This window comes from [Clostridium] polysaccharolyticum, assembly GCF_900111595.1.
Classification (GTDB): domain Bacteria; phylum Bacillota; class Clostridia; order Lachnospirales; family Lachnospiraceae; genus Clostridium_AI; species Clostridium_AI polysaccharolyticum.
Genome location: NZ_FOHN01000018.1, coordinates 39,134 through 61,064 on the forward strand (window position 1 = coordinate 39,134; position 21,931 = coordinate 61,064).

Annotated in this window: 14 protein-coding genes and 1 other annotated feature; all 14 genes read right to left on the reverse strand. The window is 34.8% G+C overall.

Going from position 1 to position 21,931, the window contains the following annotated elements; all coding sequences use genetic code 11:
- Positions 1–103: 103 nt before the first annotated feature.
- The 14 genes from spoIVA to BMY85_RS11275 all read right to left on the reverse strand — a co-directional run bounded on the left by spoIVA (position 104) and on the right by BMY85_RS11275 (position 21,930).
- Positions 104–1,579: a stage IV sporulation protein A gene (spoIVA, locus tag BMY85_RS11210; RefSeq protein WP_092478369.1), complete on the reverse strand. Its 1,476-nt coding sequence runs from the start codon at positions 1,577–1,579 to the stop codon at positions 104–106.
- A 117-nt stretch (positions 1,580–1,696) separates the two neighbouring features.
- The gene (gene ilvN, locus BMY85_RS11215; protein WP_092478370.1) at positions 1,697–2,197 is read right to left on the reverse strand and encodes an acetolactate synthase small subunit; all 501 of its coding nucleotides are present in this window, start codon (positions 2,195–2,197) and stop codon (positions 1,697–1,699) included.
- Between the two features lie 22 nt (positions 2,198–2,219).
- Positions 2,220–3,941 (reverse strand): biosynthetic-type acetolactate synthase large subunit, encoded by a 1,722-nt coding sequence (gene ilvB / locus BMY85_RS11220; RefSeq protein WP_092478371.1) that lies wholly within the window; start codon positions 3,939–3,941, stop codon positions 2,220–2,222.
- A 44-nt stretch (positions 3,942–3,985) separates the two neighbouring features.
- Positions 3,986–4,227: a binding site (T-box leader), on the reverse strand.
- Between the two features lie 91 nt (positions 4,228–4,318).
- Entirely contained in the window at positions 4,319–5,545 is a 1,227-nt protein-coding gene (locus BMY85_RS11225) for a U32 family peptidase (RefSeq protein WP_092478372.1), read from the reverse strand.
- Between the two features lie 2 nt (positions 5,546–5,547).
- Entirely contained in the window at positions 5,548–6,474 is a 927-nt protein-coding gene (locus tag BMY85_RS11230) for an alpha/beta hydrolase (RefSeq protein ID WP_092478373.1), read from the reverse strand.
- Between the two features lie 17 nt (positions 6,475–6,491).
- On the reverse strand, positions 6,492–7,694 hold the full coding sequence (locus BMY85_RS11235) for an adenine nucleotide alpha hydrolase family protein (RefSeq protein WP_092478374.1): 1,203 nt from the start codon (positions 7,692–7,694) through the stop codon (positions 6,492–6,494).
- A 3-nt stretch (positions 7,695–7,697) separates the two neighbouring features.
- Positions 7,698–8,576, reverse strand: coding sequence for an NAD-dependent epimerase/dehydratase family protein (locus BMY85_RS11240; protein WP_177180762.1), 879 nt, complete (start codon positions 8,574–8,576; stop codon positions 7,698–7,700).
- Positions 8,577–8,607: 31 nt separating this feature from the next.
- Positions 8,608–9,639, reverse strand: a complete 1,032-nt coding sequence (locus BMY85_RS11245; protein ID WP_092478376.1) for an HAD-IIIC family phosphatase — start codon at positions 9,637–9,639, stop codon at positions 8,608–8,610.
- 2 nt (positions 9,640–9,641) lie between these two features.
- Positions 9,642–10,757 carry an acyl-CoA dehydrogenase family protein gene (locus tag BMY85_RS11250; RefSeq protein ID WP_092478377.1) on the reverse strand — a complete coding sequence of 372 codons (1,116 nt, stop codon included), beginning with the start codon at positions 10,755–10,757 and terminating at the stop codon, positions 9,642–9,644.
- A gap of 33 nt (positions 10,758–10,790) precedes the next feature.
- A complete protein-coding gene (locus BMY85_RS11255; RefSeq protein WP_092478378.1) occupies positions 10,791–11,615 on the reverse strand; it encodes a 3-hydroxyacyl-CoA dehydrogenase family protein in 825 nt (274 codons plus the stop codon).
- Between the two features lie 12 nt (positions 11,616–11,627).
- Positions 11,628–12,560 (reverse strand): ACP S-malonyltransferase, encoded by a 933-nt coding sequence (locus BMY85_RS11260; protein WP_092478379.1) that lies wholly within the window; start codon positions 12,558–12,560, stop codon positions 11,628–11,630.
- Position 12,561: 1 nt separating this feature from the next.
- Positions 12,562–12,795, reverse strand: a complete 234-nt coding sequence (locus BMY85_RS11265) for an acyl carrier protein (RefSeq protein WP_242939731.1) — start codon at positions 12,793–12,795, stop codon at positions 12,562–12,564.
- Positions 12,796–12,806: 11 nt separating this feature from the next.
- Positions 12,807–14,153: a B12-binding domain-containing radical SAM protein gene (locus tag BMY85_RS11270; RefSeq protein WP_092478381.1), complete on the reverse strand. Its 1,347-nt coding sequence runs from the start codon at positions 14,151–14,153 to the stop codon at positions 12,807–12,809.
- Positions 14,154–14,244: 91 nt separating this feature from the next.
- On the reverse strand, positions 14,245–21,930 hold the full coding sequence (locus BMY85_RS11275; RefSeq protein WP_092478382.1) for a beta-ketoacyl synthase N-terminal-like domain-containing protein: 7,686 nt from the start codon (positions 21,928–21,930) through the stop codon (positions 14,245–14,247).
- Position 21,931: the final 1 nt, after the last annotated feature.

A 21,931-nucleotide genomic window follows, 5' to 3' on the forward strand; every position in this document is an offset into this window, starting at 1 on the left:
TTGTGTCAAATATGTTTCCTGGCCTCCATTCCCCTGCCTAAATCTTTTTAACACAAATAGCCCAGCCAACACCTCTATGTATGCCAGCTGGACTTCAAACATTCTATATAATAATACAAACCAGACCACCGTTACTGTCGTTAATTACTTTCTGAATGGTTTCCTGTAACTTAATCTGGCTTTCTCCATTTAACTTATTGACCTTGTTGTTAATTCCTTCTTCCACAAGCTGCTGAATGGACTTTCCAAAAATATTAGTTTCCCAGATTCCACTTGGATTGTCTTCTGTACTCTCATTTATGTACCGAATCAAATCCGTTGCCTGTTCTTCACTGCCAACAATAGGTGCAATCTCAGTCTCAATATTAGCATTAATCATATGAATGGACGGAGCCGTCGCTTTTATCTTCACGCCAAACTTATTGCCATGTTTGATAATCTCTGGCTCTTCAATATGAATTTCCTCCATTGTTGGAGTTACTACGCCATATCCTGTCATTCTGACATTGCTGCAGGCATCACCAACTTTTGCATACTCTTTCCGTTTTGCTGCCAGCTCTTTAATCGTAGCGATAAATTCATATTCTCCTGCAATCGGTTCTCCAATCAGCTCACTAAGAATCTGATAATAATACTGGTCATCAAATTCTGCTGAAACGTTAATGTGTCCCGTCTTCATATCAATATCGTCTAATTTCATCCGTTTAATGTAGCTGCTGTCTGTTGCAAGATTTCCATAATTCACATCTTTAATTAGTGACATACGGTTTAAAATTTCCTTCACTCCACAAATCAGATCCTGTTTCAGCGGGTGGCTTTCTGATAACATTTCTACCCATTTTGGCATAAAGAAATCTATCTGGGCAATTGGAAATGCTTCCAGAATGCGTTCCATAATACGAGTAATGTCGTCTCTTCTTAACTGCTCGCAGTTAATTGGAACAACAGAAACATCATATGCAATTTCCATCTCCTCTACTAAACTTGCTGTTTCATCAGAATATGGACGATTTGTATTTAACAACACGATAAATGGCTTACCTAATTTCTTTAATTCATCAATAGTCTTTTCTTCCGCTGCAAGATATCCTTCCCTTGGAATATCCCCGAAACTGCCATCTGTTGTAATGACACAGCCAATGGTAGAGTGGTCTTTAATGACCTTCTTGGTACCGATTTCTGCTGCTTCTGTAAATGGAATTTCATAATCATACCAAGGCGTTTTTACCATACGCTCCTGATCGTTTTCAATATGGCCTTGGGCTCCATCTACCATATAGCCTACACAGTCAATCAGCCGGATATCCACCTGTTTATCTTCCGATAACTGAATTCTGGCTGCTTCTTTCGGAATGAATTTTGGCTCCGTTGTCATAATGGTCTTTCCGGCAGCACTTTGTGGAAGCTCATCAATTGCCCGCTCTTTACTATGTATATCGCTTATATTAGGAATTACAAGCAAATCCATAAAGCGTTTCACAAAAGTTGACTTTCCAGTTCTGACAGGTCCTACTACGCCTATGTATATTTCGCCATTTGTCCGTTCTGAAATATCGTTATATACGTCAAAATTGTCCATAACTATCCCCTTTCCATATGCACTAATACAATATATGCGGGGGAAATTGGAAATATAACTTATGTCTTCAAATTCCTTTTATACGTAACACACACAATCCATTTGATTTGTTTTAAATTAATCTGCCGGCATATTGATTGCTTCAATTGCAACACTTCCTCCTCTTGCTACTTCAATACGATTCGTAAACTCTAATTTCATTAAATTAAGCAAACTATTGTTTTTTTCTTCGGTCTGCGAACACTTTAGCAAAACACTTGTCTTACCCATATCAATTACTTTAACTTCAAATACTTTTGTAATTCTGAAAATCTCAGCTTTATCCTTTTCCGTTACTTTTAGTACCTTTATATACATTAACTCTTCCATATGAATAGGCATATTTGTATAATCAATCACTTTAATAACTTCAACACTTCGATTCAATTGCTTAATAATCTGCTCAAATGTCTGATCATCACTCATCAGGCTAATCGTCATTCTTGATATAGTAACATCTTCTGTCATCCCTACCGTTAAACTGCTAACATTATATGCTTTAGCCGAAAATAATCCAGATATCTTAGCCAATACGCCTACTTCATTTTCTACAAATAAACAAATCCATCTCTTTTTCATAATCCTGCTCCCAATATTCAATTTATTCCATAATCATTTCTTCCAGAGTCTTTCCGCCAGGAACAATTGGAAGTACATTTTCTTCTTCCTGAATAATAAACTCAATCAATGTTGGAGTTTTTCTATTTTCCTTAGCCGCCTTTAATGCACTCTCTATCTCATCTTCTTTAAATACACGAATTCCTTCTGCGCCATAACTTTTTACAAGCTGCATAAAGTCAGGTATATATGGAGGACACTCTTTAAAGGACCAGTCACATTTCCGTTCACAGCCTTTTCGATATCTTAGGCAAGTACTAGAATATCTCTTATTGAAAAACATCTCCTGCCATTGCCTAACATTTCCTAAAAATCCATTGTTAAAGACACAGATAATAACCGGTATTTCCAAAGTAACCGCTGTTGCTAACTCTTGTATGTTCATCTGCATTCCACCATCACCACTGATACAAATTACATAACGGTCTGGATTACCAATCTGTGCACCTATAGCAGCTGGAAAACCATAACCCATTGTTCCAAGACCTCCAGAAGTCAAAAGCTGCTTATGACCATTTAATGCAATATATTGAGTGGTCCATAACTGATTCTGGCCAACATCTGTTGCTATTACTAAATCGTCAAACATAGTATTAATCTTATCAATAACAGTTTGTGGAGTTATTCCTTCATACTGTGCCATGGATAACGGATACTCTTTCTTCCATGCTTCAATCTTTTCTGTCCATTTCTCTATTTTCATAGGTTTTGCCTTACCTAATATTTCATTTATTGCAATTTTTGCATCTGCAACAATCGGAATATCTACTTTTATAGTACGAGAAATAGAAGCCGGATCAATATCTATATGTATAATTTTTGCATTTGGAGCAAATTTCTCAATTTTTCCAGTGATTCTGTCATTAAAACGCGTTCCAATAGAAAACATAACATCACATTCGCTAATAGCATGATTAGAAGCATAATTACCATGCATCCCTATATTTCCTACATAGTTCTTATGATCAGTTGGAATTGCGCCACGACCCATTATTGTTGTAATAACTGGAATATTTGTTATCTCTGAAAGCCTTGTCATTTCTTCCTGTGCATGAGCAATATTTACTCCACCTCCAATAAGAAAAACTGGCTTCTCTGCTTTATAAAGACAAGTCAATGCCCTTTTTAACTGCATCCTGTTTATATCAATACTTGGCTTATAACTTCTTATATTAATTTCATCTGGATAAAAATCACTTCCAAGTGCCTGCTGCAAATCTTTTGGTATATCTACCACAACTGGACCTGGCTTTCCTGTTCTTGCTATATAAAAAGCCTTTTTAATAATTGGGCCTAGGCTTTCTCTATCTCTTACTGTAACTGCATACTTACAGATACTCCGGGTAATTCCTACAATATCAACTTCCTGGAACGCATCATTACCAATTAACCCTGTCATAACCTGTCCAGTAAAGCATACCAAAGGCACACTATCATAATTTGCTGTTGCAATTCCTGTTACAAGATTCGTAGCCCCAGGACCACTAGTTACAAGACAAACCCCTGTTTTCCCTGTAGAACGTGCATATCCATCTGCTGCATGAATTAGCCCCTGTTCATGGCGAGGAAGAACAACATTTAACCCCTCTGCATCATAGAGTGCATCAAATAAATCAATAGCCATTCCACCTGGATAAGCAAATAATGTATCAACTCCTTCTTCTTTCAATGCCTTAACAAATAGCTGTGTTCCTTTAATTTCCATACTTTTACCTCGCAAAATAAAATTTAAAAAAACCCTAGGAATTAACCTAGGGCGAATGATTACATCCGTGATACCACCTAACTTCAGAAACAAATTTCTGCACTCAATCAATACTACCTACATAATATTGCTTCCCGTAACGAGAGAAAAACGTTGCCACCTACTCAGCATTTTTCAGCGACACTGCTCCGAGACTACCTTCCATATTATCGGAATAAGGATTCTCACCAAACATCCTTTCTCTGAAATTCATATAATATGTACTCCTTCTCTTCACCGCATTTTAGCTAACGAAATAATATCAGATTTTCTGTTAGATGTCAATAAATACTTACATTTTTTCTATGCTTATACTGGTCATATCCTTGTGTTCTAAATTACTTGAACATCTGTCCAGTTTCCATCCGATTGATAATATCATTTACATTATTTAAATACTGTTTCTGTTTTTCCTCATCACAGATTACTGCTTTTTTTGCCCACTGATAACAATATGTACAAGAACTTATGCCTTCACTTTTACTGGAACATATTTTATCCTTGCAATTATTATGTTTCAAAAATCCTTCTAAGAATCCATCTAACTTTCTGTTATCAATGTTAAACCAATCTAGATTAAATGTACTTACTATTTCCTGCATCATTTCAGGAGTATAATAATCCTCTCTATTTGCTCTTTCCTTTTTAGGCGGAATCAAAAATTTTCCTTGAATTGGATAAATTATATCCATTAGATTTCCATCATAATGTTCATCATTATAAGCATTTAAAATTTTTATCAAGTAATCATTGGTAGAGGAACGTTCTGCAAGTTTTATAAGCACGTTATGATTTCTGGTCTTCTCCATAAGTTCATAATAATACGGTAAGTCATCTGGCCGAATCCATGTTGCAGCAATAAGCTTATATGGATCTCTCACCTTCATTGCTGTACATTTATAGTAATAATAGTTTAAATGCTCTCTTCCCTTTTGATTTTCCTGTGATGCATGTGAATTCGCCAATCCATGATATGAACGCATTGGACAGTCATGAAGGCAAATATTATTAGCAAACAGACGAATTCTTGTACCTGTTTGTTTTGTATGTAACAGAATCTTCTCTAACACATCAAAGTCTCTGTTTACAATTTGATCCAACGTAATTTCATCAATTCCAAACTCTTCCCAGTATTTGATCTGCTGAAGAGAACTCACTCTTACATTTACAGAAAGACATATCTCTAATTTATCACCAAATCTTTGCTTAACCATATTAGAAATAAACGGATTGGCCACCGTCACACTGTCAATTCCCATATTACATAGCTTATCAAGATAATCTATAACATCTTCAAAGTATTCTTTTTCTAGTTCCCGATTTCCAACACACATGGTATTAAGCAAATAATTAAATTTCATTCCACAGTCATGTACTTTCTTTATATGCCTTCCCAATTCTTCCATACTGATATTAGGCAATGCAGAGGAAGGTCTTCCCCCACCAACAAGATCTGAATTCAGCTTTGCATATACACAATGCACATTGCCTGCTTTCTGCAATTCTTCTGCCAAATGCTCATCAAAATTATATGCGACGTCAAATTTAAATCTACCCTTTTCCATAATCAACCTCTTTTCTGTAAAAATTCACCTATCTTATCTATTGCTACAGTTGCTTCCTCCAAAAACGGTGTATACAAATGCCAAACATGAGGCACATTATCATAAACTTCAAGTTCCACATCAACTAAAGCATCACACATTTTCAAATACAGAAGAAGCGAATCATCTCTTAAACACTCTTTATTGCTCACTTGTATTAATACTGGTGGAAAATCTTTGAAATTTCCATGAATAGGAGAAGCCATTTTATCTTTAGGAGAATATCCTTGCAAATAAACCGAATGTCTTCCTTTATCTTGCACTAAATGCTGTGCAAAAATCCCCAAAGTAAAATCTACATCTCGATTTGTTTTCCATGATGCTGCATTTCGCTCCTCGTCGACACTTACACAAATGGTTACTACTGCATCGGGTTTCTTTATATTTTGTTCCATAACTTGAAACAATGTAACCAGACTCAATGTTGCACCTGCCGAATCACCCGCAATGTATAACTTTTCTTCATTTGAGCAGTTTTGTACCAGCCCGTTATAAACAGCGAAACAATCATCTGATGCCGCTGGAAATGGATTCTGCGGTGCAAGCCTGTATTCAGGAAATACGATTTCACATTTTGTACGTTTGCTTAACTCTGAACAGAAATGCAAATAATCTTCTATATTTCCGCAAACAAATGCACCTCCATGCAAATATAAAATTTTACGTTTTGAATCAGCTTCTGGATGCCTTATGATTTGACAAGGCACACCAGAAACAATTATTTTCTGAAGAAAAACCTTGTCAATCTGCATATTCTTACTTTTAAAGAGCATTGCTGGAAATGCAAAATTCAGTTTTAAAACATCCGATATATCGCAATTCTGCTGCTTTAGCTTTTTCCGCTCAATCTCTAACAATTCTTTTATTTCATGAAACGTAACTTTTTCCATATTCTCATCCTTTTTAATTAAATCAAAATCCGCGTCTGGATTAGATGCTTTACTCGTTCCTGTAATTCTTCCACATGATCAAACCCTAAATATTCTGCAGTATCTAAATTTAATTCGATGTAGCCTCGTGTACCAATCTTACTCTGAAGAATTTCATTCATTTCCTCTTGTGATATTTGAACTTTCTTTAAAAATTCCTTCCAGTAAGCTGGCACCTGATCGGTATATCCACTTTTCATAAGCAGACTATTAAGCTGTTCTTCTGTTATAATCTGATTTCTTCGTAAATAAGAAAATTCTAAAACATCCATGTTGATTTGCTGCTGCTTAAAGGATAAATATGATTTGACTTCTTCTGCCATGCAACTGGAATGATTAAAACTATCCCTATTACCTCCAATTTTCCAACCAAGTTCCTCCAATGAATCACAGATTTCTTTCTCTTTCCATTCAAAAAAGCAGGATGGCGTAATTACAGAAATATCTTCTTTCTTTTTTAACTGCACTAAAGCTTGTACAAATGGTTTCAGCATATCTAAAATTTCCTTATCATATTCGCCTGCAAGGAGATCTATACAAAGAATTTCATACATCTGCTGTGCTAATGTATCTATACTGGAAATTCCCCAAATTGCTAATTGTTCAGCAAGCACCTCATCACTGCAGTCACTGCCAAATTCTTTTGTAATAGCAGTAATGGTCTGTGCTACTGAAGTAGAAAACACAACTGCAGGTGCTTTTTTCTGTAAAATAAATGGGGCCGCAAACAAGAATACAAGAGGAACACAATTGCAAAAACGACCTAAATTGCGTAAACGATTCTGATAAATCTCTCTGATTAACCGCCAGTCAACATCTAGATACTGATGATCGATCTCAAGTTTTCTTGTTACCTGTTCAATATTGCGCCTATGTTCTTCAGAAAAAAAACCATTATCCCAAGTCAATGCTAGAATTTTCAAGTCATAATGCTCCTTCAAGAACTTCAGGCTATAACTGCTGTCTCTTCCCCCTGTAAATAATACGATACAATCATAGTCATATTTTCCTTTATTTCTTTGAAAAAATTTATCTAAAGGTCTAGTATCTCTCTGGCTAATTGTACGGTTTCCAGACTGAGAACAAATTTCGCAAACACCTTGTTCTATTTTCAGCTTTGGTTTATTACCAACATGCCAATTCTTTAATCCACATTTCAAACACTGACATATTTTTTCCATTTCTCACTCTCCTATGATATCTTTTCTGCTTTCGTAGACTTGTTTAAAACCATCATATAGTTTTATTTCTGGTTTCCAGCCAATGAGACATTTCAACTTCTCATTAGAAAAACAAATACTAAAATCATATAGTTTATTAATAAATGTCTTCTTCTCTTTATCAAAAATGAGTTCATAATTCTTATTTTCATATGATGCAATAAGTTTTACAAATTTTTTCAAACTAATTAATTCATCTGGACAAATATTTACAACTTGTTCAAAGACATTCTCGTTTTTTCTCATCTTGATAATTGCATTTGCCAAATCCTCTACATGAAGCAATGGAAATACACTTTCTGGCTCATGTGATAAAACAACTGGCTCTTCCTTAACAATTTTATCAATAATAAATTCAAAACGATTATTCTGACAGTCAAGCCCGTAAATATAACACGGTCTGATAATGGTGTAATTGAATGATTTGGCTCCTTCAATCAGTATATCTTCACATTGTGCTTTTTCTGCACCATATTCCAAACTGTCTCTATCCTTTTTTACTGCATCCTCATTGATCGGATAAATCAATTCCTTTTCGAAGTCATAAACAGAAACTGTACTACACAGAATGTAATGAAGGGATGTCTCATTCAATATTGGCAGAATCATCTCCATATGTGCAACATCCATACAGCAAAAGTCTACTACAACATCGTATTTTGTGTTTTCTATAACCTCAACAAACCTGTCTTGTTCCATACAATCAAACACATAATACTTTGTCCCCTCTATCTTCTTATCTGCCTGCAGATCTATTACTGAGACATCATCTCCTGTTTCAATTAGTTTTTGAGTAAGACAAGTTCCTACAAAACCCGCCCCGCCAAGTAACAATATTTTCACTTTATCCCTCCTAGTTACCAAAAATCTATACTTACAAATCAGACTCAATTTCTACAAAAGCAGGTATCTGTGGTGTCTCTTTTGATTCAAAATAGAATTTTACATAATCATCTTTTTCTTGTGCTTCTGTAAATCCAAGAAGTTTATACGCAAAATACATGTTTTTATTTCTGCTGGTTTTTTTGAAATCAGCATAAAGTTTTAGGTTATTTTTCTTGGTATACTCAATGATATTACATAACACAGCATTTCCAACACCTCTTGACATAACACGGCAAGACATGAGATGAAGCTTTATATGCCATGACTGTTCACCTTTTTCAATAAGTGTAACACCAATCTTTCCATACGCTCCAAACTTATCTTCCATTTCTGAAACCAGAAGTAAATAATTCTCATCCTGAATGAAAGAAATCAATTCATTATAGTCATATGTAATTCCTGTAGAATTCAGCTGATGTGTTCGAATTGTTAACTCTTCCACCCTTTTTAAATCCTCTTCCTCTGCTTCTTTAATAATCATTTTCATATTTAGACTCTGTAAAAACTCAACATTTCGCTTAAATCCTTTTTCATATTCCTGACGTTTTACATCATTCTGGTAATAAACTCTACGCATTGCTGAATCTTCTGTAACAAATCTTGGAATAAATTCTTTTTTGTCTAGAATTGAAAGCTGATTATCTGCTTTAAGGCACAATACCTCTGGACAGCCTGTTTTTACTTCTTCTATCTCAAAATCCTGATCGTCAATAAAAGCAAATGCATCCAATGCCAGATTTAACTGTTTCGATATATTAGCAACTGATTGTGATTTAGCACCTTCCATGCTAATTTCTGCACAAACAAAATAATGGGCAATTTTAAACTGCTGTAATTTTTCCCATGCTTCTTCATAAAAATTCCGGCTCGCAATTGCATTCAGTATTCCTCTTCGATCAAGTTCCTTAATCGTTTCTACCATCTTTTCCTTCAATGTTACATTATGGTCTTCTAAGAGTATTCCATCCCATATAGTATTATCCAAATCCCAGACTACACATTTTATACTTCTACTTTCCATATTTACACCCTACGCATAATTTCATTATTAGCAAGAATAATTTCATGAATTTCACTTGTTCCTTCAATAATTTCTACAGCTCGCATGTCTCTTGCAAAACGTTCCATTGTATTCTCAGAAACCAGTCCATTGGCTCCATAAACCTGTGTTGCATTATGAATGACACGCATAATCATCTTAGAGCAATAATATTTGGCAATAAATGCATTGATGGCAGCATCTTGAGATTTTTGATCCATTTTTTCTCCAACTTCATAACACAAAGCTCTGGCCGCATGAATATCAACAACCATTTCCGTAATCAGTTTTTTTACTAATTCATGTTGAAATAAACGTTGCCCGAACTGTTTCCGTTTTTTTGAGTATTTTAATGATAAATCAAGACATTGCTGTGCAGCACCAACACAGCCACTTGCTATGGTAAATCTTCCATAGAGAAGGCTATCTAAGGATACATGTGTTAATCCTAACCCAATGCCACCAAGCAGATTTTCTTCTGGTACAAAACAATCCGTAAATGTCAATTCCGCAATTGCTCCACCTCGCATGCAGTTAAGGTTGTCAATTGGTTTTATATCTATTCCACTAGTAATTTTTCTATCAACAAGAAATGCTACAGGTGCTTTCCCTACTTTACAGAATACTAAATATACATCTGCACGTTGACCCATGCTAATCCATTTTTTATGAGCATTTATAATATATCCGCCTTCTGTTTTTTCTGCAATACTAGTAATGGATCCTGTATCACTTCCCGCATCAGGCTCTGTTAGACAAAACGCTGCAATTTTCTTGCCTTCTGCCAAATCACGAAGATACTTTTCTTTACATTGCTTAGAACCCCACCGTTCCAAAGCTGCTGCAACCATCCCATGTACGGTAAGAATTGTCCTTACAGAAGAACATCCACGTCCAAATTCTTCATTTATCCTTGCTATATCAGCATACGTACATCCTTGTCCACCATTTTCTTCTTTAATATTAATTCCTAGAAAACCCTCTTTTGCCAGCTTCTCAATTAATTTTTCTGGAATCTTTGCATCTTGATCAATTTTTTGTGCTATTGGAATAATGTTATCGTCTACGAATAGTTTTGCTTTCTCTTTCCAGCTTTCCATAACTTCTCCTCTCCTGTTTTCTAAAATAGCTATTTAATATTTATAAAATCCTTGTCCAGATTTTCTTCCTAATTTTCCTTCCAAAACCATTTTTCTAAGAATCTGTGCACATTTAAATTTATCTTGTTTATAATTTTCATATAAAATATCAAGAGAATCCGCAACAACATCTATTCCAATAATATCTGCTGTTTCTAATGGTCCACTCTTATGTCCATAACACTTCTTGAAAACACCATCAATACTTCTAGCATCTGCAATTCCTTCTTCAAAAAGATGGGCAGCTTCGTTCATATACAAATGTGAAATTCGATTCGATACAAATCCCGCACAGTCATTTACAATGAAATACTCTTTCTTTATATCTGAAATTAAAGCTTTTACTTTTTCCAATGTATCTTCTGAAGTCCCTTTCCCTCGAATAACTTCTACAGCATCAATTAAGACCACTGGATTCATAAAATGAATTCCGACTACTTTTTCAGCGGCCCCGTAGATTTCCCCTAACTTTGTAATAGGAACACAAGATGTATTGGATATAATAATCTGTTCTTGATTCTTTATTGCAGAAAGAGCTTTGTATACACTTTCTTTTTCATCCATTTTCTCTGACACTGCTTCAATAATAAAGCTGCAAGATGCTAATTCCTCAATAGATTCTACAAATTCATATTTTCCTGGCTTTATGTCTTTTTTATTAAAGCGGAATAAAACATTATTCTGCTTAATTCTAGCTTCGATATCTTTATATTTTTCCTTATCCTTTTCAATCAAATACACATGATATCCATTATTCATAAACGCAGAGGTAATACCGCAGCCCATTACACCTGCACCAATAACTCCTATTTCTGTCATATAACCTCCTAACTACCTAAGATAACTCTTCAGGTTTTCAAAATCGTCATTAATATCCATTGCAAATACACGTTCTTTTCCCAGTACATTCATTTCAAGATAGAAATCTTTTAACGTCCTCTGAGGACCTGCCTCTATAATAAATTCAGGTTCAAATTCCTCCATTGTCTGCATAGCCTGATACCATAAAACCGGATGAAATAACTGTATTACTAAATGATTTCTTACCTCTTCAGTACTTGTATAAGGCTTCGCATTAACGCTTGAAATTACTGTTTTGTCTGTAAGCATAATTTCACCTTCATATTTCACAACATCTTCGTCTTTCGCTTTCATCAAATTACAGTGAACTGGTATATTTTCTTTCATAGGCAATACTCTATAAGGAACAAACATAGCTTTTGTTTTAGACAACAGCCTTCCTAACAGTACAATCCCCTTTTTAGTTCCTGCTACTAGAAACTGTCTTTGTGTATTATATCCAGTAACATACAATTCCGTATTTGCACCTGCCTGTTTTACTAATTCTAATAATTCCTCATTTTCTATATCTAGTACAATTGCCACTTCACCTTTGTCTTTTGCTTTATCATAGTAGCGTCCTCGACGAACTGCATACATAACCGCCTGACTAAAATCCAGATACCCTGCTGCAACCAGTGCAGTTATTTCTCCCAGACTATGTCCCAGGAATATGTTGGGCTCAACATATTCCTGTAATAATCTAAAAGATGCAATTCCATATGTAATTAACAGGGGCTGAAGTATTTGCGAATCTTTGATCTGGCTAATCTGTCCATCTTTTATGAGTTCAATAAGTGGATAGCCGATAGCTTCCTCAGCTTCAAGAAAAACATTTTTGGCAATTGGATTCTCTATAATTTCTTTACCCATATTATTGTACTGGCTTCCAACCCCTGGAAACATTATTGCAACATTTGACATATCAAGACTCCTTTGACTGGAGATATGAAATAATATTATCAATGGAATTAAAATTCTCCAACTTCATATCTTCATACTCAATTGTTGCCTGAAATTCATTTTCAAGAAATGTTATCAGTTTCATGGAAAATAATGAACTTACAATCCCAAGTTCAAAAATATTATCAGAGTCTTTAATCTCAACATCTTCTAAAATGACATTTTCTTCTATAAATGCTTTAATTTTTTCCCGCATGTTCATTTCTCCTAACTTCTAATTTTATTATCTCCACGTAAACATTCTTCATATGCTCTCTTAACACCTTCGTGCCAGTCTTTAATCATAAGGGCACCGATCTCACCCATCTGTGTTTTTCTAGCGTACTCCAGTTTTCTTTCTAAGTGTTCGTCCGATGAATACCATTCCAGAACTTTTAAATATCCCTCATGAAGCTGTTCCTGAGTCATATTCTTTGGTATGAAATTGATACCATCTAGCACGTAGTTATCCCAATCAAAAGAAGTAATTCTGTTTTCTTTCTTAAACTGTTCATATAACTGTGTTCCTGGATAAGGATACAATACATTGAAAGTTAAGTTTGCACACAAAGTTTCATCTAAGAAATTAATAATATGCTGGAAAGTATCTACTGTATCATTATCAAATCCAGCTACAACACCAGCAATTACTGGAATACCATATTCCCCTTGAATTTTTTTAACAATTTGTGCATAATTTACATCTCTGTTCCTATATTTATGCATACTTTCAATATCTTTCATATTCATAGCATCAAATCCAATTAATGCTCCTGTACATCCTGCTTTTTTCATTAAATCCAGTAACTCATCATCAAAAGCAATATCAATACCTGCAAAGCATTGCCATTTCAAACCCAAAGGTATCATTTTTGTAAATAATTCCTTAGCATAATTATGGTCAAGCGTTGGGTTATCGTCATTAAATACAATACGGTTTGTTTCATCCACAAAATGTTCTTTTAAATATTTCATTTCCTCAATCACTTCATCTACTGGACGCTTTCTGAATTTTGGTGAGAATGAAGTAACAGAACAGAATACGCAATTATTAGGACATCCTCTTGTCATATAAGTATTGGCACGAATCAGATATTTTGCTTCCTTTGGATACAAATCTTCTCTTGGTATAGACAGGTTTTCCAATTGAACTACTTCATCACTCTGGTAAATACCTCTTAAATTCTTACCAGCAAGAAATTCTTCCATAACTTGTCTCCAAAGATAATCTCCTTCACCAACAATAACTGTTGTACAATGCTGAAGTGCTTCCTCTGGCAAAGCAGATACATGATGTCCACCCATAATTACCGGAATATTATGTTTTACAAATAAATCGGCAATTTCATATCCTCTCTTTACAGTAGCAGTCATAGAAGTGATACCTATGATATCTGCATCTAAATAGTCATTAAAATCTAAATCCTGATAGTTTTCATCTAGTATCTCAATATCAAATTCTTCTGGCGTATTAGCCGCTAAGACAGCAAGACTCAATGGTGGAAAATGAAACTTAGCACTTCCCTTATCTGTAAATCTATGAGCACATGGTGATATTAATTTTAATTTTTTCATTTTTTCCTCCTAGTATGTTTTTTCAAATTATTTTAATGTTGTTTTTTTGCCAATAGTACTTTAAAATTCACCTCCAGTCAGTACATTTTATTTATTTTAAATAATTCTGGCTATCACAATAATCTAAATAAGTCTTAATTAACTCTTCATTTAATTCTGGACTTTCTATTCCATATTCCTCTAATCTGCACAATGTATAATCATTATCAATCAAACTGCTTGTTCTAATAGTTTTTCCGTATATCGGATTATATTTTGAAAGTTCCATAAATATAGACGTAAAGTCTGTCACACTATTAATCTTTTTCTGATAGCTTTCCTCGTCTAAAATTTCAACCGTTCTTCCAGTATGTTCAATCATCTTGTATAACCGATTCATTGTAACAGCATCTTTATTTTTTATATGATAGGTATCATAGATATCACCATATTCTGCAAGAGCAAGAATACTTCTACATGCATAATCTACAGGAGTTACATCAAATAAAAGATCCGTATCTAGAGCAGCTTTCATTTTTACAGCTGTCTTCAATATATCATAATATAAGCAAGTTCCTCTATTTAGCGGAAATGCTCCATCTGTACTTCTGCCCATGATATTTCCCATTCGCATAACAATCCACTTTAAGCCTTTTTCACAGGCATTACGAACCATAATCTCTGATTCAGTCTTTGATTTCTGGTAACCGAAATTTTTATAACTTTGCCCATTATTAAGCATCTGCTCATCAAAGAAAAGATCCTCCTCTTCATACCACTGATTTCCAATTACCATATGGGTTGATAAAAATACCATGTACTTATTTTTTGTCTGTAAAGACAGTTCAATCATATTCTCAGTTCCTGTATTATTGACTTCTTTTACTTCCTCATAATCTCCGCTTAAATTGGTGGATGCTGCACTATGTAATACTAAATCCGTATGCTCTACAATATAATCCATATCTTCCTTTGCTAATCCAGCACCTTTTTTCACAATATCACCAATACATACTTTTACTCGAGACCATTCTTCTTCGTCACACTCACCGTAACAGGACATAGCTTCACGAATTCTGTTTTTTCCATCTTCAGGGTCTTTTCCTCTTACAAGGCAAATCACGTTTTTATCTGTTTCTTTCAGATAGTAATATAAAATTCCAGTACCAAGATTGCCAGTTGCACCTGTCAGCAATACTGTTTCTTGCCTCATTTCATTCTTTTCTTTTTCAGGAAATAGAGTTCCCGTAAAGTTTAAGTTTTTCTTCACATTTTCCAGACTCTTTGTATCCCCTGTCTTTTGAACTAATACCTCATTAATTCCATCTATAAATGCTCTCATTTTCTTTGATGGATCATATTTAACCTCAAATAATTTTATTTCCACATGGAAATCCTTATTTATCTGATTTAGCAATTTTAATGCATATATGGAACTAAATCCATTTTCAAGAAGAGTATATTCTAGCAGTTCATTTGAAGTTTCTTCTGTGCCAAGCAATTCATTAATAGTTTTTAGCACTGTTTTACTAAATTCTGAATCAGATTTTTCTTCTGTTTTTTCATTTATCTGTATCTTATTTTCTTGAACTTCTTTACTTGCTTTCTCTTTGCTGGTTTCCTCATTCACAATCCAATACTCTTTCTTCTCAAATTCATAAGCTGGAAGGCTTGCTTTCTGTATGATTCTATCACTATATAAGTGTTTCCAATTAATATCGACCCCATTGAACCAAAGCATAATGAGCTGTTCATATTTCTTCTTTTCTGTTAATTTTCTAATAAATTCACTAGCATCTTCCTCATTCATTAGCTGACAGATATTATTGTCCTGCTGCCCATTGGAGCGATAAGAAACTTCATCTTTTTTTAAGTATTTTTCAATTTTTTCTTTCAGTTCTTCCTTATCAGACACTAGGAAAGCTATTTTATATCTGCAACTTTCACGCCCAGTCTGCAAAGTATATGCTATTTGCTCTAGTGAAAGCATCGGATTTCTTTCTTCTTCTAGGAATGTCTGGAATTTCTGACACCAGGCTTTCAATGACTCCTCTGTTTTTGCAGATATCAAAATCAGATTTTCCTGATTCATCTGCTGCGGTTTTATGGTCTGTGGATATTCTTCTAATATCAAATGTGCATTTGAACCACCAGCTCCAAAAGAACTAATTCCTGCCGTCCTTGGAATGTTGCCATCTGTATTCCATGGTTCACAATCCTGCTGTACTGTAAACTTTATTTTATTCCAATTAATAAGTGGATTTTTCTCCTTCGAATGAAGCGAAGGATACAAACTCTTATTTTGGAACTGTAGGAGTACTTTTGTAATACTTAAAATGCCAGCTGCTGCCTCTAAATGTCCTAAATTGGATTTTACTGAACCAATTGAACAAGCCTTTTCTCTATTTCCATATACTTTTTCAAGTGCTTTTATTTCAATTGGATCGCCAATGGCAGTTCCTGTTCCATGTGTTTCTATGTAGCTGACTTGTTCTGCCGATAACTTTGACTTCTCCAGAGCTTCTTTAATAACTTTTATCTGTGCCTCTGGGTTAGGAACTGTGAAACCTCCACTAAAACCTCCATGATTGAGTGCAACCCCCTTTACAACACCATATATATGGTCTCCATCAGCCTTAGCCTTTTTCAATGGTTTCAAAAGAATCGCTCCTACACCTTCTCCTGGAACATATCCTTCACCACCGTTACCAAAGCTTCTGCATTTTCCATCTGCCGATAAGAATTGTTTATCGCATAGCTGAAGATACTTATATGGGTGCAATGCAAGGTTTACACTTCCCACTAAACAGTATTCGCATTCTCCTAGCATCAGATTCTGACAGGCTAAATATAATGCTGATAATGTAGAAGAGCACATGGTATCCAATGTCATACTTGGTCCTTGCAGATTAAACTGATAGGAAACTCGATTGGCAATGGAAGCTAGTGAAGAATCTGAATATTTATATACTCCTTGCTTATAATTTTCATAGCCATAAAGCTGATACATCGTCCACATGGCACCGATAAATACACCAACTTTGCTTTTCGATAAACTGCTTACTTTGTATCCCGCATCTTCAATACACTTCCAAGATTCTTGCAGCATCAGTCTTTCCTGTGGATCCATTCTGGAAGCTTCTTCTGACGATATATTAAAAAATGGTGCATCAAACTGTTTATAATTATGCAGAAAACTTCCATACTGACTATAATATTTTCCATCTTCTCCTTTTATTTCTGCATAATATTTCTCGTTATTCCAACGTTCTTCTGGTATCTTTGTAACGGCATCTATGCCATTTTTTAAAAGCTCTCCTAACTTGTATACATCTTCTGCAAGCGGATAATTGCCTGACACTCCAATAATGGCAATATCATCTTTGTTGCCCGATAAAACATTAGTTGGCACATCTTCAATCTTCTCTATTCTTCGTTCTTCCGTTACAACTGCTTCATTCACTCGGCTCCCAATTTCTTCCTCTCCCTCAGACTGTATATGTTCTCTAACATAGTTACTGATTTCGTTTACTGATTTCTCCTCAAATAAAAATGTCGCAGAAATATCAAGTTCATATTTTTCTTCAATCGCTTCTGCAATATCTAAAGCTGTAACAGAATCTACACCATATGTAAATAGATTTTCAGCATTATCAATTTCTGATACGGGTATTTCAATGATATTAGCTATCAATTCTTTTATTTCCTGTTCAATGTTGTGGTTTTTCCTCTGATTCATAACACCCTTTCCTTTTTCCTTCTGACTCTTTAACAGTGTAAATAACTGTTCGTAGCGCGACGCTTCACCATAACATACAATCATATTATTTTCATGCTGTTTTAAAACAGTTTTCACAATTTGCTCAAAAAGTTTTCTGCTTATCTCTTTCAATCCTGTTTTCTTTTCTACCCTTGTTTTTACCTTCTGTTCCATCGACATGCCACTATTAGAGATAAGCGGAATGCATAGAGCTTTCGTTTCTCCATACCCTATTCCCTGCATTACCTTTTTATTTCTCTCTTCTGCAAAAAAACTCAAATAAGAATTAGCATATGCATAATCACTTTGTCCAACATTTCCGATAATTCCAGCAATAGAAGAAAGAATAAAGAAGCATTGAATCTTATCATCCTTCACTGCCATATTTAAATTTTCAACACCTTGAACTTTAGTATTGACTACTTTTTGTGCATCTTCTAATATCTTATCTCGAAGCATAGCATCCTTAATAATTCCAGCCGTCATTACAACACCCTTAATTTCACCCATTTCACGAATGGATGAAAAAACTTTTAGCACTTCTGCCTGGTTAGTAATATCACAAGTCATTACTTTACTGCCTGTTCTTTGCTCAAATTCCTGATCCACATTTCTTTTTAGACATATCATCTGAATATCTGCATTCTCTTTATGGAATACATCCATAATACTTTCCGCAAGACTGCCTCCTCCTGCGAAAACATATATTCCTTTTTCTAATTTTTTATTTCCTTTTTCTTCTACTGAGAATGCTTGCTGTACACGCAGTTTCCTTTGCCCTTCTTCATACATAACGAGCTTATCTTCCATATTGTCTAATTCTGCCTTTATCTTTTGTTCCTCAACACTACTTTCATCAAGAAGCACTAATTTCATCTGTAAAGAAGAATTCTCAATTTCAATGGTTTTCATAAAAGCTTCTAATGCACAAAACTCCTTATAAAACTTATCATCTGGACACTTTAATGCAATCAGCACAATATCGGTCTTATGCTGAACTTTCAGCCATTTCTTAGCTGATTCAAATACTTCTTTGAAAACTGGCTTATTTTCATCTAACAGATAAAGCACCTTTCCATAACCATCCAAGTTGAAATCTTCTGCCTCTGTTACGTTTATATATTGCCCATTCAGTTTTTCAGAAATCATTCTGTGTTCCTGATTATGTCCTATACACAATATCTTTTCTGTTAACTTCATCTCTGCATTCATTGAATCAAATGATTTCTCTTTCCATATTTCTGTAAAGTAAGAAAGGCTACTTCTTCCACTTGCGTCTAAACGAAAATCAGCCTGTTCAATTTGAGCTAGAACTCTTCCATTATCATCCACAAGGCATATATAGTAACTTTGTTCTTTCTCCTGCAATTTCCGAACTTCTATTTTTCTTCCAAACAGAATATCATTTTGTAATGATACACCAGCTAACTTAACAGGTAGACTTCTTTCCTCTTGGAAACCAATGGCAGCTTGCAAAAGCATATCTAACATAATAATTCTCTTCAACGTATGATTCACGATCTTTCTTCCCATCATTTCTTCAAGAAATGCTTCTGATTTCTCACCTTCCAATAGGATTTTTTCAATATTTTGAAATTCTTCTCCATATATCAGCTGATTATCTGAGAAATTATGATAAATATCTTGTTTTAATAAAATGCTTTTCTCTTCGATAGAATTCTTTCTTCTAATGCCTAAATCTTTCTGTACTCCTATTGTCATAGTACAAAGGTTATGGCCAGATTCATGGTCAGAAAATTCAAAACTGATTTTTGTGTCTTGCTCCTGTACTACCATTCTCACTGGTTTTTCCGTTGGCTGCTGCCCAATCCAATGTACAGATTCCAAATAATGAAATTCCCTATTTAGTACCTTTTCACTATAATATCTTGCCATTTCTATAAAGGTTACACCTGGTAATATACATCTGCCTTTATAACTATGCTGTTCCAAAAGCACCTTTGAACATACCGTAAATATAGCCTCAGATTGATTTTTCTTCTCCCAGTGGAATACACTTTCAAAATCATCATACCAAACATATTTTTTCTCAAATGGATAGCCTGGAAGATGTACTCGACTAAATGATGTTATATGAAGTACTTCTCTCCAGTCTATTTCATAACCCTCACACCAAAGCTTACCTGCTTCATCTAATTCAGCACAATTTGACTTTCCTAGCTCTTCCTTCACCTCTTTTATGCAAACGCCATCCAAAGAACCGTTTTGAATAGACAACAGTTTTTCTTTCAATTCTGCTTTTCCGTTATATACAAAGAACAATCTCCATTTAAATACTTTTCTTCCTATTGCCTGTATAATCCCCATATCCCTCAGTTCTGTAATATCATCTATACGTTTGCAGTAAGCATCTATATAATCAAACAGCTGTTCTTTGCTTCTGGCAGATATAAGAAACGGCAACTCGCCACTTTGTCCTTCGGACTTTTTGTTACGGAATTCTTCTACTACAACATGCCCATTAGATCCCCCGGCACCAAACGAACTAACAGAAGCCCTTCTTAACGCATTTTCACTTTTCCAAGGCTCTACCTTTTGCGGAACATAAAATGGAATTTTATCAAAAGGAATTAATGGGTTTTGTATTTCTGAATGAAGAGAAGGAACAATTTTCTGATACTTCATCTGTAAAAGTATTTTTACGATTCCTGCTAATCCAGATGCACCTTCTAAATGTCCAATATTTGATTTTAAAGACCCCACTGCACATTTGTCCTTCCTATTTTCCCCATATACGTTATGTATAGCCTTCATTTCTATAGGATCTCCTAGCTTTGTCCCTGTTCCATGTGCTTCTATATAAGTAATACTTTCTGGCAGGATTTCTGTTTCAGACAATGCTTTTCTTAGCAAATCCTGTTGTGCAACTGGAGATGGTACTGTAAATCCATTGGTTTTTCCACCGTGATTTAACACATCTTCCTTAATCACTCCATAGATATTGTCGTGCTCGGCAATCGCTTTTGTCAATGGTTTTACAAAAATGGCTACAATTCCCTCTCCTGGAACATATCCATCTCCATCCTTTCCAAAACTATGGCATTTTCCTTTTCCAGAACCAAATTTTCCATCACAAATTGCAATATACTTTGATTTATGAAGATTCAGATTCAAGCCACCAACAAGTGCTGCTTCACATTCACCATCACGAATACTTTTACAGGCAAGATGCAATGCTGTTAAGGAGGACGAGCACATAGTATCTACGGTCATACTTGGGCCTTTCCAATCAAACGCAAAAGAAACCCGGTTAGCAATTGCAGACAAGGAAGACTCTAATACAAGTGGTCTTCCCTTGGCAGTCTCTTCCACACCATAATTCTGATACTGCCCCCACATGGCTCCAGCAAATGTTCCAATAAAATGCCCTTTCAAATCCGTAATATCATATCCTGCATCTTCTATTGCATGCCATGCTTCTTGCAAAAACAGACGAATCTGAGGATCCATTTTTCTTGCCTCTTTCGGCATAATGTGAAACAATACACTATCGAAATCAGCAATTTCTTTTAAAAAGCCACCTTGATTGCAATACAGAACATCTTCTGTGTTTTCCATAAACTCAATTGGAACTTTTGTAACACAGTCTTTTTTGTTAATTAAATTTTCCCATAACTCATAAATATCATCTGCACAAGGAAATCTTCCACTTACACCTACAATTGCAATGTCTGTTTCATTAACTTCTTGTTCTTCCATTCGATTTTCAAAATTATCCTCAAACATAAAACCGTCATCAAAATCAAAACTTTCCTCATCTTCCTTGTTTTCATTCTCTTCAGAGTTTTCATTTTCTATATATTCACTTAGCTCATCAATGGTTTTGCATTCAAAAAAAACCGTTGCTGGGATAGTAATTCCAAGCTGTTCTTTTAATTCATCTGAAATGTCCATGACCATAAAAGAATCAAACCCATATTCTTCTAAGTCCACATTTGTTTTTATGGATGTATGTTCGATATCTGTATAATTACTAACTATACTTACTAAAAGCTCTTTTATTTTTGCAAATTTCAAA